Origin of the sequence: Chitinophaga fulva, assembly GCF_012927205.1 — a bacterium.
Lineage (GTDB): Bacteria > Bacteroidota > Bacteroidia > Chitinophagales > Chitinophagaceae > Chitinophaga > Chitinophaga fulva.
In genome coordinates this window covers 421573-438811 of the sequence record NZ_JABBGC010000002.1, presented here as the reverse complement: position 1 = coordinate 438811, position 17239 = coordinate 421573, and the positions used below count along the sequence as shown (strand labels likewise).

Below are 17239 nucleotides of genomic sequence, written 5' to 3'. Positions count from 1 at the left end.
GATTAACCTGCTTTGGTATAAATATTTTGTTCTTCCATTCTTTCCGTACTGCCCAGCTGAAACTGTTGCCCGTCCCATGTTAGCCGCCAGTTGCCCGGCTTTCCGTTACGGACTTTCAACAGCGCCACCTGCCATTGCGGATAACCTACGCCCGGCAAACCTTCGTCCATCAGGCTGGCCACCGGGGTGATCATCCAGCGGGTGGTACAGACGGTATTCTCCACGCTTCGCGGGCGGTGCCGGTGCAACAGACAGGGCACCCCGCTTTTCTCTATAGCCAGTTGCAGACGCCGTAATGCAATAGGGTGAATGTCCGGCACCTCTCCCACCACTGCCGCCAGGGCATTACATTTCAGACACTCTTCCACCACCCAGAGCATCTCCTTCTCCGATACCAGGTCTATAAAAATGATCCTGTCCGGCACAATACAAAATGTTTTCAATCCCGGCGGAAACAGCGTCCGGTGGACGCTCACCCAAACAGCCATCTCCGGGCCTTTCATGATACGGCTCAACAGCCCTGCCATGAACCCCAGCGTAGCAGCTGCCGTTTCACTATTATGACTGATAAATTCATGGGTGCCCCTAAAAGGGAAACAATGCCCCGGAAATGCCATGTTCAAAGGGCCCAGGTCGGGATGATCATTGGAATGGGATGAAAATACAGTCCCCCCTGAAGAAAGAATTTCCCCTCTCAGCCTGGCTATCACCTCATTTCTTTCAGCTGACTGTTTCATATTTCAAAAAGTTGACTTATATTTGGCACTAATAATGCCAATATACCGGCAGTAATAATGCCAAAAAAATATGAAAGAACAAAATAATTTTTGGGCCGCTAACCTGAAATTTCTCCGCAACCGGAAAAAGATGACACAGGATGACCTGGCTACTGCCCTTCAATTTACCCGTACCAAACTGAAGGCATTGGAAACCGGCGCCACCCGGAACCCTCCCCTGGAGGACCAGGTGCTGATATCTGATTTTTTTAAGGTTGACATTGACACTTTTGTACGCCTCGACCTTTCTCAACTGGGAGAACTGCATGTGCGGGAACTGGAAGCCGGGGACATGAGTTATGTGAGCGGGAAAAAGATGCGTGTACTGGCCACCACCATTACGCCGGACAATAAGGAACAAGTGGAAATGGTTTCCCACAGTGTTCAGGCCGGATACACCGCCGGCTATGCCGATCCGGATTATATTTCCAGCCTCCCGGTGTTTCATATGCCGCAACTCCCGGCAGACAGGAAGTTCAGGATGTTTCCCGTTAAAGGTGAGTCCATGCTGCCGGTTCCTGAAGGCGCTTATGTTATCGTAGAATATATCCAGGATTGGTCTACCTTGAAAGACGGTACACCCTGCGTGGTGATCACCAAAAACGAAGGCATTGTGTTCAAGGTGGTCTATAATCTTATTCAGCAAAACGGCCTGTTACACCTGGTTTCACTGAACCCGTTATTCAAACCCTATGATCTTCCGGTAAGTGAAGTACTGGAAATGTGGAAATACCATAGCTACTGGACAAACACAGATTTGTCGCCACAGTCTGATATGGACGCTATTCTACAGGCATTGGGAAAACTGGACGCGAAGGTGGAGAAGTTGGTGGGAAAAAGTCAACTTTAGTATTTAACTTCAGGTTGGTATCCTCCGGCTTTGTTTATCAAGATCAGGCAAATGCGTCAGCAGCAAGTTACCCGACTACCAGCATACCCATTTTAAAATCCCGGACAATTTTTTACCGTGAATAGTAAAGGAAAAAATAACCAGACAATTTATGATCATGCAGGCGGTTGGGACGCGTTATACAAGCACACTTATATATTTTATCACGCATGCCTTGCTGACCCAATACTACAGCCACTCTTTGGACATGAGCAACCAGGTCATGTGGAAAAATTCACGGCTTTCACTGCTGAAACATTTGGCGGACCAGACAAGTTCACCAAAGAGATGGGAGGTTTTATGCATTTGATCGATGCACACAGAGGATTCAATATTACAGAAGAACAGCGGCAACGCTTTGTGGACTTGTATATGGAAGCCGCTGACAAAGCTGGTCTCCCAACAGACAAACCTTTTCGTGATGCGCTTAAATCTCATGTTGACTTTGGCTCGCATGTCGCCAAACAAAACTCAAATGCTACATCTGAAAGCGAATTACATCCACTAAGAGAAGTGCCGAAATGGAATTGGAATCCAAATGAAGAGCATTAACCCGGGACCATTGCATTCAATGCATACCGGTAATCCGCTCATCACTTCAAACGTCTTTACTTGTGCCGTCTCTTCTATTGAGACAGCTTTTTGACTTATCAGGGATTTCCCAAAAAAAAGAGAGTGTTTTTTGAAACACTCTCTTTTACTTTCAGGCTACTGTTCAGATTGCCCGTTGCATCGGTTTACACAACCAAATGCTATTAACATGCCGTAACCGGGCAGGAAACATCTTGTGTCTGGCATACATCCAGCACAGAACAGAAACAGCTTACGAAACAGGTCCTCAGACAAGTTTGCACTCGTACAGTTGCACCTCCTACTATTTTTTCCTGGGACAAATCACTGATTACTTCTTTGTTGAGTGAGAGTTTGGGAAGATTCAATTTCTTCTTTTTCATAACGGAGTTGTTTTTGGGTTATGGGTTAAATAATAGATATATCATCAGTGAATATCATGGACACTTCATTTTAGTATCGCACCACACACTAGTGCCGCACCCCGTGGCACAGGAAATCTCGTTGTTCATTGAAACCTGGCAACCGCAGGTAAGCAAACAGGTTTCAAGACAGGTAACCAGCGGTGCAGACATACCGCCTGCTATCTTTCCCTGAGACAAACAGCTGATCACTTCTTTATTCAGGGAGAGTTTGGGAAGGTTCAGTTTCCTCTTTTTCATAACGGGTTTGTTTAGGCGAGATAATAAATAATTATGGGCACAGCAACGGACTTGTTGGCTGGCAGGTTACAATACAGGAGTTACAGGTATCTCCCTTTGTGAGACAGTTAATTTGGGTACACAGGCAGCTTCCAAAGCATGATTGACGACAGGTTTGCTCAAGGACAGTCGCTCCCCCAACTATCTTTTCCTGTGATAGACTACCAATCACTTCTTTATTCAGAAAGAGTTTGGAAAGATTTACTTTTTTCTTTTTCATAACGAAATGATTTTAGGTGAAATCCCGATAGCTTACTCAACCGGGCACAATGCACTTGGCTGGCATAATACAAGGCAGGAGAGCCTGATCTGTGTTTGAGGCTGACAGTCGAATACACTACAAAGACAGCTTTGAACACATGTTTTAAAACAGGTGTTCGCAGTGGCGCCGCCTGTTACTTTTTCCTGGGATAAACTGCTAATCACTTCTTTGTTGAGTGACAGCTTAGCGAGATTCAGTTTTCTCTTTTTCATAACGGAATATTTTAGGTGAAATATAAAATTCGGGCTTGCACCTGCATAAATTATGCAGTACAGGCTTATTTTACAACGTGAAAGGAGTTTATTTTTCTCCCTGCACATATGCTTCAATGCGCCTGATATGCAGTAGTACCGTATAATAAGAAAACTAACGGCTTGAGCATGGTATTCCACTGTACTCAAGCCGTCTGAATTCAGGCTACTGTTCAGATTGCCCAACGCATCGGTTAACACAACCGAATGTTATCAACATGCTGTAACCGGGCAGGAAACGGCTTGCGTAATGCATTCAATCAACACAGAACACAGGCAGCTTCCTCCACAGGTCCTCAGGCAGGTTTGTTCCCGTATAGTGGCTACTCCACCTACTATTTTGTCCTGGGATAAATCGCTGATTACTTCTTTGTTCAGGGAAAGTTTGGGAAGATTCACTTTTTTCTTTTTCATAACGGAAGGGTTTGGGTTAAATATTGGATTTGCTCTTGTACGTGTTTAAATACAGGCAGGCCATCAGCATACAGTACTGCTATCTTCGAAAATAACCGGCTATGCTATCAGCATACCGTTGTAATACAGGTAAGAACACAGGTAATACCATTTGGATCATCAGTTTTTTCCTTTTCATAACAGATTTGTTTCAGGTTCACATGCAACAACACATGAAAGATCCTGATAGGTGGGAATCGTGCAAGTAAACACAGTTTCAGTACAGCCTCCAATGCAGGTCCTGTAACGGGAAGGCACTCCTCCGGTTATTTTTTCCTGGGATAAATAACTGATCACTTCTTTGTTGAGAGAGAGTTTGGGAAGATTCACTTTTTTCTTTTTCATAACGATTTTTTTTGGTGAAATCTAAATTTCGCTTTTATATCTGCAGAGGGTATGCAGTAATACGCTGCGCCATATCTTCACTGCGCCTACTTTTCGGCGACACGGCTGCTTTTTATACTGAAAAAAGCCTGCAGCGACCACCATGATCTTTGATGCTCATCTAAATCCGGGTTATGAAAAAAGTAAAAACAAGTTCTGCAAAAAAATTGCTGCTGGGGAAAATTAAGATCGCTGCGTTAAGCGACGAACAACAGGCCGCATTGGTTGGCGGTAGTGCAACACTGCCCAGTGACGTTATATGCGCTACACAGGGTAGTGTATGTAATACCAGAACAACCTGTCAAACTGCGAGATGTTAAGTAATCAAAGTGCTACTTCTTATCGTTGAGCATTACCGGGAAGATTAACTGTTCGGTTACATCCAACCCAAAAAACAAAGGTCACCTCTATGTGGTAACCTTTGTTTTTTTGGGGAAAGCTGGTCAGCAATGAAGATTACATCACCTACTTTAACAATCCGATAATCAATATCAACCCACTCCTGCCAGAGTACCTGGCGGATATGGGGGTTATTTCCCAGCAGTGCGAGGAACAAGCCCTGTTGCCTGGTATTATGGATGTTCAGGTAAGTATTGTCATCAGGACTGCTTTTATGGTTATACCAGCCGGGTACCGGCTATCGGTGTCAGCTGGAATGCCAGCGTGGCCAATGCCGCCTCCCGGTCTTCCAGTTTTTTTACTTCTTCCGGCTGATGAACGAATTTGGAAAAGGAGGTAGTGAGTGTACCATCATCAGACATCCAGCCCAGCGCGATCATCTCCCTGAAAGTCTGTTCATCATACACCTCTCCCGCTGCTTTTTCGTTACGGGCCCACAGGTCTTTCTTAAAGTATCCTCTGAGAAACCATCTGTCCATCCCGTTGAACACAGGTGAATAACCGGTCCTGGTATGACAGGTAAGGTAATTATTTAACAATAGTGCATCACCGGATGATATGATGGTACCTACCGTTTTGGATTCAATAAAATCTTCCAGTTCAGCCAACCATTCCACTGCTTTCATATCAATGCAGTCGGTGCCATTGAAGTTGATATGCAGCTGTATGCCGTGCGGTCCATGTTCAATGGGAGGTTTCAAGGCAAAATCAGCAGTCCCCATGGGTATACCGGCTTTTTCCATCTGCACATACAGGTCGGGCGCTTTAAGCCGGAACCATTGGCGGATATCAGCGGAAGCTGTCTGCCATGGAGTACCTTCAAACATACGGGTTGAGAAAACGAGGGTTTGTGCATCTTCAGCGGCTCTAACCCCCAGCAGGATAAGGTAATCAGGTCTTTTCCGATGCCATGCGCTCTCGCAGTGAAAGGGGAAATTGTTATCAAAACCACCGGCCCCTTTCTGTGTCTTCAGTTTATAAACGGGTACAATATTATCGATCAGTGGGGCTTTCCCCTGTCCTTCCTGCCTGAAGTTGAAGGGTTCGGCGCCTGTCAGCTCACCCAGGGCCAGTAGCATAGCTTCAGACACAAATGTCGTTTTATAATCAGGAGGCAACGGTCCTCCTGTCTGCGGGGTAATCGGCAGCTCTTCATCCACCGGGAGCCCTTTTACAAGCACCGCCCCAAAACCGTGTTGTAAATGCTCTTCAATAAATTTACGGGACGATGGCGCAAAAGACCGGGCTATCTCTTTGGCACTTCTTACGAAATCTTCCTGCTCATCCTGCCTATAGGGGTTAAAAGGAATTGCAAGCGCCATATCGCGATAAATGCTTGCCTCTTCCTGAGACAGGGTGAGGATGTATGTCTCCGGCAGCCCGGCAATGCGTGCCCTCTCATAGGACAAGGACTTTACACTACGGTAGTTAATCCAGTTCATAATCTCTGGTTTACGGGTTAAACAAGAATTATTTTTCGGTACGGGCAACAGGCTAATTGCTGTCCACCCTTTGCTGTTCGTTCTCTATACTGTTTTTTCTCTCGCGGGTGGCTACCGCTTTACCAAACCTGTAATTAAATCCGATATTGATAAGATGGGTATCAAACATATTTGAGATAAAGACATGTCCTTCCGGGATATTGATATTCCTGTCTACTACCCAGCTTCTGAATATATCCAGTCCGCTAACGGTGATGGAACCTTTGTTTTTCATCACTTTTTTCTGCACGGCAGCATTCATTTTCCATGCCGGCTCCAGTATGGCTTGTCCTATTACCATCCGGGTCTTGTAAAACCCGCTTACTTCCGCGCTCCATCCACTACCCAACTGTACTTTCGTACTGCCGTTGATCCTGAAGTTGGTACGGCTGTTGTCCAGGTATACATTATTTTCCTGCCAGCCTCTGAAACGGGCATTGACCAATTCCATATAAAGATTCACGCTCCACCATTTTGTAAGGTTATGTGAAACATTGGCAGTAATGCCTGCATTGGTTACCAGTTCCAGGTTATAGGGCTTCGAAATAAAGGCGCTGTCTACCTGGGTATACAACTGTGTGATCGTTCCTTTTACCCGGCTGTAATAAACACCCACCGTATAGCTGCCGTCGTAGCTGTAGTTCAGCTCCAAATTGGTGGCATATTCCGGCGTCAGCAAAGGATTACCCTGGTAGGAGGTGTACTTGTCAAAGAAAAACACAGAAGGGTTCAGCTCCTGATAGCCCGGCCTGGTAATTCTCCTTCCTCCGGCGAGCGTCAGCACATGCAGACCGCTGCTGTCAAATTTATAGGAGAGAGAAACTGTTGGAAATAGATCTGTGTAGTCCTTCCGGAAGGAGGAGTCCTTGCGCAGGTCTACAGTGGATATAGTCCCTTTGGCATTGGTATTCTCCATCCGTAAACCCGCAATCAGCGAAAACCGGTTGAAATCCTTACTGAAATTGACATACAGTGCGTTGATATTTTCATTGTAGCTGAACTTATTATTCAGCTGTGTGGCCGGAGAAGTGGCGTCATTTATACCATTGAAATAGATGCCTTCGCTGTTCCGCCTGGAATAGATGGACTGGGCACCGCCTTCCAGGCTCATGCCATCACCTGCCATATGCACATAGTCAATTTTTCCGCCATAGATTTCTGCATGAAAAGGATTATTGGAATGCAGATTATACCTGTCAGAGATAGCGCTGTCTGGCTGATAAGTGACGCTTTCAGACCGCTGTTGCTGCGAATAGCGGTATTTCAGATAGTCCACGTCCACATTCAACTCCCTCCCTTTTTTGTTGAACTGATGCCGGAAATTGGCATTGCCTGTAAAATTTCTGGAGCTTTCCTCTACGTTGCTATTGATATAGATCGTTGAATCAGTTTTTTCCTGCCGGAGAAAAAGACTGTTATATCTTCCCGTTTCCTTGTAGGGCGACATATGATTATCAGAAAGCACTATTCCGATGGTGGTTTTGTCGCTCACATTATAATCTGCTCCTACCTTATAGTTAAATCCTTGCCGTTTGTTCTTTTCAAAATAGTGTTGCTTCAGGGTATAGTTACGGGCAACATCTTTAAAGCTATAATTCCGGTCACGGTCTGAATTAACGAAGTTGTTTTGCAGCGTGTATCCGGCATTACCGAAGATATTCACTTTATCATTCCGGTAATTGAAGCTGGCGGAGTTATTGGTTTTAGCATACACGCCCTGACTGTAGTTAAGATTAACGCTGCCGTTGAAACCTTTGGATTTTAGCTTTTTCGTCCGGATGTTGATGATTCCTCCGGTACCTTCCGCATTGTAGCGGGCCGGCGGATTGGACATCAGTTCTATTTTATCAATGGTACCCGAAGGGACTGATTTCAGATAGCCGGTCAGTTCTCTGCCGGTAAGATAAGAGGGTTTGCCATCAATGAAAACACGCACGCCATCTTTTCCCTTCAGGCTCGCGTTGCCGCCATCATCCAGCACTACACCAGGAGCATTGTTCAACACATCAAAGGCGGTAGTGCCCGTGTTGCTGATAAGCGCGTCCACATTTACAACAGTTTTATCTACTTGCTGTTCCGTTACCTGTTTAGTAGCGTTGACAACTATCTCCCTAAGATCTTTGGCTTCTTCCCTGTCCAATGTGATGACGCCCAGGTCTGCTTCGGGAATACTATTGCTGATCAGTATACGATGACTGCTATATTTCCGGAACCCTATATAGGTGATGGTCACCTTATAACTGCCGTTTTCCAGACCGGTAAAGGTAAAGCGGCCTTCCCCATCGCTGAGCAAAGATTTTTTATACAACGTATCAGCCATATTCTCCAACAACACAGAGGCTCCTGGTACCTTATCTTTTGATTGTTTTTCCGTGATGACCGCTTTAATACGGCCATCTGCCTTTTGCTGGCCAAAACTATGACCGGTTATAAAAATGAAGATAGTCAAACAAACCAGGGTGCATCTTTTTGCCATAGTAACAATTAATGGTTCTTTTAAAGTTTTATTGAACAATCCGGTCATCTTATTCTCTTAGCTGCAGGGTAAGGCATTCTCCCATCTTACGTGCGCTACGCAGCAACATGTCCGCATGATTTCCCGGAACAGTAAACACTTCCACGTTGCTAAAAAACCTGTCCCATCCCAGCTTCTCTTCAAATGCGGACCAATCTTCATCAGCGCCCTTGATGAGCGTCAGCGGAGCATCCAGCTTTGCATGGTGGATCTTCCGGGACATCAGTGCATTCATCGTTTGTAACCTGAGCAATTGGAACAGCGCCTGTATGGAAAGCTGCCGCCCTGGTAACCTGTCACTTGTATACTGCTCCATGAAAGTTATCATGTGTTCAGCCGACTGAAGCCCGAACAGTTGTTCCCTCAGTTCGCCGATCCAACGGGGATAAGGCTTTCCTATAACACCATAACGTTCCATGATCCTTCCTGCCATCAGCATCAGGAGGTCTATCAGTTCTTCTTCTGATCCCGGGTTTTGTTTTGTTGAAATAGCTTCCACGTCGATAATGGAAAGGAGCTCCAGTTTTTCACCGCATGTTTCCAGCTGCCGGGCCATCTCATAAGCTACATAGCCACCAAAAGAATGGCCTACAATTTTGTATGGGCCAACGGGTTGTATTTCTTTTATCCATTTGATATGAGTAGCGGCCAGATCTTCCAAATCCTGTAAAGGTGTTTCTCCGCGGAACGTTCCCACCATCTGAATACCGTATACTGCGTACCTGGTATGAATGGCGGCAGCCAGGTCTTCATAGGAATCACTGACACCGGTAGAACCGGGTACAATAAACACCGGGGCATCAACACGACCTGTACGCAATAATAACAAATGATTATTTAAAATACCTTCTTTTTGATCAAATATTTCCGTTTTCTGTTGTTGCTGTTCGATGAATGCAGCCTGCTCTTTCACGGTTTGGTAAGTAAACAAATCTTTCAGCGTGACGGACATTCCCGCGAGCCTGTGCAGCAGTTGTATCATAAGGATAGAGTGCCCGCCCAGGGCAAAAAAGTTATCTTCTATGCTGATCTTTTCCACCGACAACAATTCGCTCCATATAGCTGCCAGTTCCTGCTCACGGGCATTACGTGGCGCCAGATAATTGAGCCGTTCTGTCCGGCTTGCCTGCTCACTGGCTGTTAGAAAAGCACGGTCCACTTTCCCGTTTCTTGTAAGCGGCAGTTGTTCCACCGCTATCAACTCTCCGGGGATCATATAATCAGGTATTTTTTGTCCTAAGGATGCCCGCATTTTTTGTTGCAGAAAGGAATTTATTTCCGTGTACATCGGAATATTACTATAGATTTCCAACGGATCATTTTCAACCGGAGCTCTCGCGGCAAGGGAAATATTTTCCCGGGAAATGACCACCTTCATCGCCAGCGGGTCAGCATCCGGAGACAGGACGTATTGATATCCCTGTTGTCGCAGCGTATCCAGCCAGGCCTCTACTGCTGCATATGCTTTGTCCTTTTCATCACAAGACCGCAGCAATTCAGCTACTGTCCCCTGCCGTTCTTCCAGAACGACTTGTAACCGTTTTTCCTTCCACAAACGGGGATTGGGAACGTGCGTCCAACCTACCACTGTGCCTGCAGGCAGTTGTGACCAGTCCTGCTGCCTTTTCCGGACATCAGTCCAGCTGTACCAGGCCGTCGGTTCCTGCCCCTGGTTTCCACCGATATGAAGCGTTACATTATACCGGTAGAGCGTCAGTTCGTTTTCGCACACGCCTTGTTTCCAACGTATATCCACTCCCGTTATACGCGGAATAAGAGATGCCAGTTGATAAAAATAAGCCGGAGATAAGCATAACTCTTCTTCCTTTAATACAGCCTGTTGTATGCTCCATTCAAGTTCCCGGAGGCTTGCGCTGGGTTTCATAGCAGCAGCGCAAAGACGGGCCTTGAAGAGATGGAGCAGACGGCAATCCCGCACGTCACCGATGATGATACGCCCGCCTCCTTTCAGCAGAGCGGCAGCATTGCGGACCACGTCCGTCAGGTAGGCTTCTCCCGGGAAATACTGCACCACGGAATTGATGATAATAGTGTCCACCTCTTCATCACGGGGCAGCGTCACTTCGTGTGCCGCGCAAACCTTCAGACTGGTTTCACAATAGCGTTCCCCTTCTGCCTGTATGTTGGCCTCGATCATCGCAATAGAGGAGGCCGAAAAATCCGTACCCGCATATTTCCTGATCCGGTTTCTGAGCTGGTAGTACAACAGTCCGGAGCCACAGCCTATTTCGAGCACATTGGACGGTTGCCCTGATAAAATCAGGCCGATAATGTCGTCCAGCCATTCTTTCATCTCTTCTGCGGGTATCTCTCCGCCGGTAAAACTATCATTCCAGCCAACGATGTTAAAAGTGGCATTTACCGGCGCTGTTGCTTCAGAAGGCGCATAGGTGGTTTCATATAACTCTCTCCAGCTTCCCACCCTTCTTTGAAAGAAAGTGGCTTCCGTGGACTTAACGGCTTTTCTGTGAGGAACATAATATCCTGTCAAGCGGGCATTCCCCATATTGTCTTTCCTGGCCACCACGCAACAATCCCTGACCGTTTCCATTTGGCTCAGTGCATCTTCCACTTCACCCGGTTCCACCCGATAGCCATTCACTTTTACCTGGTCGTCTATCCTGCCGATAAATTCCAGTACGCCATCCGGCAACCACCGTACAAGGTCTCCCGTCCGGTACAACTTCTCATCCCCAAAAGGACTGTCGACAAATTTTTCTGCTGTCAGCGCAGGCTGATTCAGATAGCCTTTCGCCACCTGTACGCCACCGATGCACAATTCTCCTGCCACACCTATTGGAGAAAGCTCCATCGAACGGTCCACCACAAACAGTTTTACATTATCCAATGGCCGGCCTATCGGAATAACCGTATCAGCCTGTATGTCACCCGCCCTGAACGTGTACACGCAACATCCTACGGTAGCTTCGGTTGGTCCGTATTCATTAACAATTTCCATATCCCTGCCTGCTTCGCCCAACTGCTGCAAATGCCGGTATTGCAGCGCCTCTCCTCCTATCACCAGTCGCCGGGTATGCAGCCTGCTATTCAGGCCGTTTTCCTGTAACAGGTACATATGCGCGGGCGTTAGTTTGACAAACGTATACGGCATAGCTGCATAAAATGCCGGGGCGCTTAATATGTCAGCAGGCGGTATAGCTGCCGGTGCAATATTTACCGGTCTTCCGCATATCAGCGGCACAAAAAAAGTAGTGAGTGAAGCATCAAAAGTATAAGAAAGATGCATGTAGGAACCGTCTGCCGGATCTCCGTCCACATACCGTTTCCGGCAGTTGAGCAGATAGTTCGTAAGACTGTCATGTTGTATCATTACGCCTTTTGGCACGCCGGTGGAACCGGAGGTATAGATCACATAAGCCAGATCTACGGGCATACAACTGTCTTCGGGATTACCTGCCGGCATGCGGTCAATTTCCGGTGCGTCCCTTTTCAGATCAATGATCTCTACTCCGGTCAATAACCGCTCATGTGCAGTAACGGAAACCACTATACGGGCACCTGTATCTTCCAGTATATAGCTGATACGATCTGCCGGGTAACCCGGATCAACAGGCACATAGGCGCCGCCGGCCTTTAATATGCCCCATATAGCGATGAGCATGTCCGCTGACCGGTCAAAACATACCGGCACCATGACTTCCCGCCGTACGCCACGACGGGCAAGGTAGTGGGCCAGCTGATTAACCCTGTTGTTGAGCATCGTATAGGTAAACGTCTCATTACCGGCTATCAGTGCGATTTTATCAGGGTTTATCCTTGCCTGTTCCTCCAGCAGCTGTACTACTGTTTTGCCTGCATCCGCAGCGATGCAGGTGGTATCGTTGAAGCCGTGTAACAACAATTCTCTTTCTGCCGTGGTGAGCAGCGGAATTTCCCCTACCAGTATGGCAGCATTGTTGGTTACCGCCAGCAACAGTTGCCTGTAATGGGCTACCATCCGCTCGATAGTCGCTCTTTCAAAAAGATCGGAACAATACTCCACATGCATCCTGATGATTCCATTGGATTCGCGAAGGTTGAAAGTAATATCAAACTTGGAAGTCACGTTATCAAATGGTACACTATGCAATTCCAATCCTTCCATATCCAGTGCTGTTGCTACCGGTGTGTTTTGTAGAACAAACATCACAGGAAATATGGGCGTATTGCTGGTATCCCTGTCGCCCGCCACCACTTCCACCACTTTTTCAAATGGCGCATCCTGATGATCATAGGCTTCCAGGGTGGCTTGCCTTACCTGTTGCAGCAGCGCCGTAAAAGTGTCCGTCTCGTCTATGTTGGTGCGTATCGCCAGTGCATTGACGAAGAATCCTATCAGGTATTCCAGCTCCTGCTGGGTGCGATTGGCCAGCGTTGTCCCCACGCAGATATCGGATTGACCTGTGTAGCGGAACAACAATGCTTTAAAGGCAGCCAGCAAAGTCATAAAGAGCGTGGTCTTTTCTTTGCGGGACAATTCCTGCAAAGCTGCCGTAAGCGCTGCATCCAATACAGACTCCAGCACCGCGCCCCGGGTACTTTGCAGGGCCGGTCTTGGATGGTCCGTCAACATGCGGAAAGGTGTCACCCCCTCCAGTTTATTCTTCCAGTATCGCAATTGATGTTGCAGCACATCGCCTTCCAGGTACCGTCGTTGCCACAAGGCATAGTCTGCGTACTGAACAGCCAATGGGGGTAGCGACGGAGCATCTTCATCCTGATAAAAGGCTGTCAGCTCATTCACCACCACCGATACCGACCATCCATCACCAGCAATATGATGCAGCAAAACCAATATCAGAAATTCTGCAGGGGTACGTTCTATCACAAACACTTTCAGCATCTGATCAGTCGAGAGCTGATAAGGAGTGGTCATTTGCTGTTTTATAAAGGCATCTGCGGTACTGCCGTCAGCAACAAGCGCTTCTTCGCTGACCTTATACAGTTGCCATTCATCAGCCGGAAGTACATGCTGGTAGCCAGTTCCATTCTCTTCCCGTATTACGGTCCGCAGTACCTCATGCCGGCAGACAATACTCCGGAACGCACGTTCCAGCCGTGATGTGTCCAGCATGCCGTGAACACGCAGTATCCATGGCATATGATACTGTAAGCTTCCCTGAAGTTTGTCAATGAACCAAAGCCGTTCCTGTGCAAAGGATAAGGGAATATTACCGGTCCTTGCCTGTGGGGCCACAGATGGTAATGTATACGGACGTTGCTGTTCCTTCAGGTGGACTGCCAGCGGTGCAATCTCCGGAAAACGGAAAACATCCCGGATAGTTACTTCCGTCTTTAGTTTCTTCCGGATTGCAGACACCATCCTTGTTACGAGCAGCGAATGGCCGCCAAGGGAGAAAAAGTTATCGTAGATGCCTACCTGGTTGATACCCAGCAATGATTGCCATATTTCCGCCAGTACTGCCTCTGTTTGATTGCGTGGAGCCTCGTACACCGCGTTATTCATATGTTCCGTTGATACAGCGGGTAAACGGCGTCTGTCCAGCTTTCCATTAGCGGTTAACGGAAACTCGTCCAGCTGCACCCAGTATACGGGAATCATATAAGCCGGTAATTTCATTTTCAACCGGGCAATGATGGTTTCCCGGTCGAGCACAGTATCCATTACCAGATAGGCGGCCAGCGCTTTTTCCTGGCGATGGTCTTCCCTTACCGCCACTGCTGCTTTTTTCACTTCCGGTATCTCCAGCAGGGCTGTTTCAATTTCGGCAGGTTCAATACGATAGCCCCTTATTTTGATCTGGTCGTCTGTTCTGCCAAGGTAGGCAATGTTACCATCAGGCAGCCATCTGACACTATCGCCGGTATTATACAGCCTCACCGTATGTTCACCCATCTCATAGCTGATATAACTACCGGCTGTATTTTCGGGCAGGTTCAGGTAACCACGGGTAACAAAGGGGCCACCCACATACAATCCGCCGGTAACGCCAACTGGTACAGGCTGAAGATGCCGGTCCAGTACAATACCGTACACATGGTCCAACGGGCTTCCAACAGGTACCAGCCTGTTGACCAGGTTAATGTTTGTTCCGGGGAATTCATACGTAGTGATACCTACAGTCGTTTCCGTAGGGCCGTAATGGTTATACAGGCGGCAGCCGGGTGGCAATAAGGGCAGCACACGGTTGACCAGCTCCCAGGTAAATCCCTCGCCGCCGATGAGCAACTTTTTCAAGGGCATCAAACGTCGTGGTTCCCTGTATGCCAGCAACGACTCCAGTATAGATGGCGTGACTTTAAAACAGTCTACCACTTCCCCGGAAAGATAGTCTTCCATCATACCCAGGTCAGTAATACATGACCGGCTAAAAACATGCAGACTACTGCCGGAACAAAGGGCAGCAAAAATGGCTGTCACCACTCCGTCGGCAGCAAAACTCGCCAGGATCGCGTAACTATCGCAGGTATCCAGTTGCAGTTTGGCATGAACCGCCGAGAGATAACAACTCAGGTTGCGATGCTCCACCAGCACGCCCTTGGGGCGGCCGGAAGAACCGGAAGTATAGATCACATACACCAGGCCTGACGGGGCTAACTCTCTCACAGGTGCTGTGACGCTGTACCCACTGATCATCCTGCTGTCCTGGTCCAGTGCAATTATCTCCGGAGATGTTTTTGTAGTGGACATATCACGGAACCGTTGCACCAGATCGCCCCCTGTCAGGATGACTGTGGCGGAAATATCATGGAGTATATAGTCAATTCTCTCATCCGGAAAATCCGGGTCCACCGGCACATAACACCCACCTGCTTTCAGGATTCCCAGTATGGCCCATATCATTTCGAGCGACCGCTCCATACAAACAGGCACCAGTGCATTGGGCTTTATTCCACGGGATTGCAGATAATGCGCCAGCTGATTGCTTCTTTCATCCAGTTGCCGGTAAGTAAGCCGTTGATGTTCATATACCAGTGCTATCTTATCAGGACCCAGCCTGGCCTGTTGTTCAAACCGTTCGATCACGTCCGGCCCTGATCCTTTACCCGACAGGATTTCCGGCTGACTGGCACCACGAAGCCGGTCGCATATCGCAACGCTCTCCTCAGTAGTCAACATCGGCAGCAACCCACCGGCAACAGACCTATCTGAAAGCACCGATAACAACAGCTGTTCGTAATGCCGCAACATGGCCTCTACAGCCTTCTCAGTAAACAGGTCCGTGCAATAAGTGATCCTCACCTGCATCCCTTCTTCAAAGTCAGTGACATTCATGTACAGGTCGAACTTAGCCGTGGTAACCTGCTGGTGTTGCAGCGACAAGGTCACATCCTGCAATGACAGTGGCGTGGTCCCCGATGCCTGATGCAGTGAAAACATCACCTGGTACAGGGGGTTACGGCTCGTTTCCCCTGCCAGCCCCATGGCTTCCACCACTTTTTCAAAAGGTGTGTCCTGGTGATCAAAAGCCTCCAGCGTAGCAGCTTTCACCTGGTGCAACAATTCCCGGAAAGGCTGGGAAGTGTTCACCTGGTTACGCAATACCAATGTATTGATAAAAAAGCCGGCCAGTTTTTCCAGCTCCTGCCATTGCCGGCCGGCAACAGGCGTGCCCGTACAAATATCCTCCTGCCCGGTATATCGCGCCAGCAACAACTGGAACACTGTCAGTAACAATGTAAACATCGTCACGCCTTCTTCCCGCGCGAGTGCTGACAATGCTTCTTTTATCTTTTTGTCCAGCGATAATGACAACTCGTTGCCGCTGATACCCGGTACCGGCGGACGGTAATAGTCCTGCGGCAGCTCCAATACAGTAACCCCTTCCAGCTTTTTTTTCCAGTATATAAGTTCCTGTTGCAATGTTGTTCCGTTCATCATTTCACGCTGCCATACCGCGTAGTCTGCATATTGCAGTGGTAGCGGCGGTAGCTGCGGAGGTATGCCGGACGCGAAACCATTGTAGGCCGCTGCCAGTTCACCTGCTACGATGGCCATAGAAGCACCATCAAACGCAATGTGATGCAACAGTACCAGGAGCCGGTATTCGTTTGCCCGTTCCCGTACCAGGTATGCTTTGAGCATACAATCCTGTGCAAGATCAAAAGGCGCTACAATACACCGCTCCAGCCATGCGTCTACGGAGCCTGCCTGCTGCACGGCATCTGCTGCTGTTATTTGCATCAACTGCCAACCATCTGCCGGCAGCACCTGCTGCAGCGGGTTACCCTCCTCGTCTTCCCGGATCACCGTCCTGAGTACCTCATGACGCTGCAACACTGTTATGAAGGCGTTCTCCAGCCAGTCGCCCTGCAGGTTCCCGTTGACGCGGAAATGCCAGGGCAAATGATATTGAATACTGCCTTGTAATTTATCGATGAACCATAAACGCTCCTGTGAAAAAGACAACGGAATACCTTTACCATCTCTCATGGCCTTTCCGGCGGTAGGTCCTGCTGCGGCGTTATATGCGCCATCCCGGGTGTACTTCCTGAAATAGTTGATCAGCAAAAGTTTTCCTGCTTTTAGTTCTTCCAGCAGGTTCTTGTCTACAGCCGTCCCTTTCAGCACTTCC

Annotated in this window: 11 protein-coding genes and 3 pseudogenes; 3 read left to right on the top strand and 11 right to left on the bottom strand. The window is 48.0% G+C overall.

The annotated features are described in order from the left end of the window. Positions 1–2 precede the first annotated feature (2 nt). On the bottom strand, positions 3–737 hold the full coding sequence (locus HHL17_RS18235) for an ImuA family protein (protein WP_169226252.1): 735 nt from the start codon (positions 735–737) through the stop codon (positions 3–5). Positions 738–807: 70 nt separating this feature from the next. Here HHL17_RS18235 and HHL17_RS18230 point away from each other — a divergent pair, with 70 nt between their 5' ends. Together HHL17_RS18230 and HHL17_RS18225 are read left to right on the top strand one after the other, a co-directional pair. Beyond that, a complete protein-coding gene (locus tag HHL17_RS18230) occupies positions 808–1626 on the top strand; it encodes an XRE family transcriptional regulator (protein WP_169226251.1) in 819 nt (272 codons plus the stop codon). Between the two features lie 117 nt (positions 1627–1743). Continuing rightward, entirely contained in the window at positions 1744–2217 is a 474-nt protein-coding gene (locus tag HHL17_RS18225) for a group II truncated hemoglobin (RefSeq protein WP_169226250.1), read from the top strand. A gap of 203 nt (positions 2218–2420) precedes the next feature. Here the strand turns inward: HHL17_RS18225 and HHL17_RS33960 are convergent, their stop codons facing one another. From HHL17_RS33960 to HHL17_RS18210, 5 genes are all read right to left on the bottom strand, one after another. Next, positions 2421–2618 (bottom strand): class I lanthipeptide, encoded by a 198-nt coding sequence (locus HHL17_RS33960; protein WP_206156082.1) that lies wholly within the window; start codon positions 2616–2618, stop codon positions 2421–2423. 310 nt (positions 2619–2928) lie between these two features. Then, positions 2929–3156, bottom strand: a complete 228-nt coding sequence (locus HHL17_RS33955) for a class I lanthipeptide (protein ID WP_206156081.1) — start codon at positions 3154–3156, stop codon at positions 2929–2931. 32 nt (positions 3157–3188) lie between these two features. Beyond that, on the bottom strand, positions 3189–3410 hold the full coding sequence (locus HHL17_RS18220) for a class I lanthipeptide (RefSeq protein ID WP_169226249.1): 222 nt from the start codon (positions 3408–3410) through the stop codon (positions 3189–3191). 252 nt (positions 3411–3662) lie between these two features. Beyond that, positions 3663–3863: a class I lanthipeptide gene (locus tag HHL17_RS18215; RefSeq protein WP_169226248.1), complete on the bottom strand. Its 201-nt coding sequence runs from the start codon at positions 3861–3863 to the stop codon at positions 3663–3665. Positions 3864–4037: 174 nt separating this feature from the next. Then, the gene (locus HHL17_RS18210; protein ID WP_169226247.1) at positions 4038–4247 is read right to left on the bottom strand and encodes a class I lanthipeptide; all 210 of its coding nucleotides are present in this window, start codon (positions 4245–4247) and stop codon (positions 4038–4040) included. 173 nt (positions 4248–4420) lie between these two features. On the opposite strand from HHL17_RS18210, the gene HHL17_RS33950 reads away from it, so the two are divergent. Further along, positions 4421–4606: a class I lanthipeptide gene (locus HHL17_RS33950; protein WP_206156080.1), complete on the top strand. Its 186-nt coding sequence runs from the start codon at positions 4421–4423 to the stop codon at positions 4604–4606. Positions 4607–4903: 297 nt separating this feature from the next. Here HHL17_RS33950 and HHL17_RS18205 read toward each other — a convergent pair whose 3' ends face one another. The 5 genes and pseudogenes from HHL17_RS18205 to HHL17_RS34045 form a co-directional block, all read right to left on the bottom strand. Beyond that, on the bottom strand, positions 4904–6127 hold the full coding sequence (locus HHL17_RS18205; RefSeq protein WP_169226246.1) for a Fe(II)-2OG oxygenase family protein: 1224 nt from the start codon (positions 6125–6127) through the stop codon (positions 4904–4906). Between the two features lie 52 nt (positions 6128–6179). Continuing rightward, a complete protein-coding gene (locus tag HHL17_RS18200) occupies positions 6180–8642 on the bottom strand; it encodes a TonB-dependent receptor (RefSeq protein WP_169226245.1) in 2463 nt (820 codons plus the stop codon). Positions 8643–8691: 49 nt separating this feature from the next. Next, positions 8692–10959 (bottom strand): annotated as a pseudogene (locus tag HHL17_RS34055) (alpha/beta fold hydrolase); the annotation flags it as partial. Between the two features lie 258 nt (positions 10960–11217). Beyond that, positions 11218–12450 (bottom strand): annotated as a pseudogene (locus HHL17_RS34050) (non-ribosomal peptide synthetase); the annotation flags it as partial. Between the two features lie 117 nt (positions 12451–12567). After that, positions 12568–17097 (bottom strand): annotated as a pseudogene (locus tag HHL17_RS34045) (amino acid adenylation domain-containing protein); the annotation flags it as partial. Positions 17098–17239: the final 142 nt, after the last annotated feature.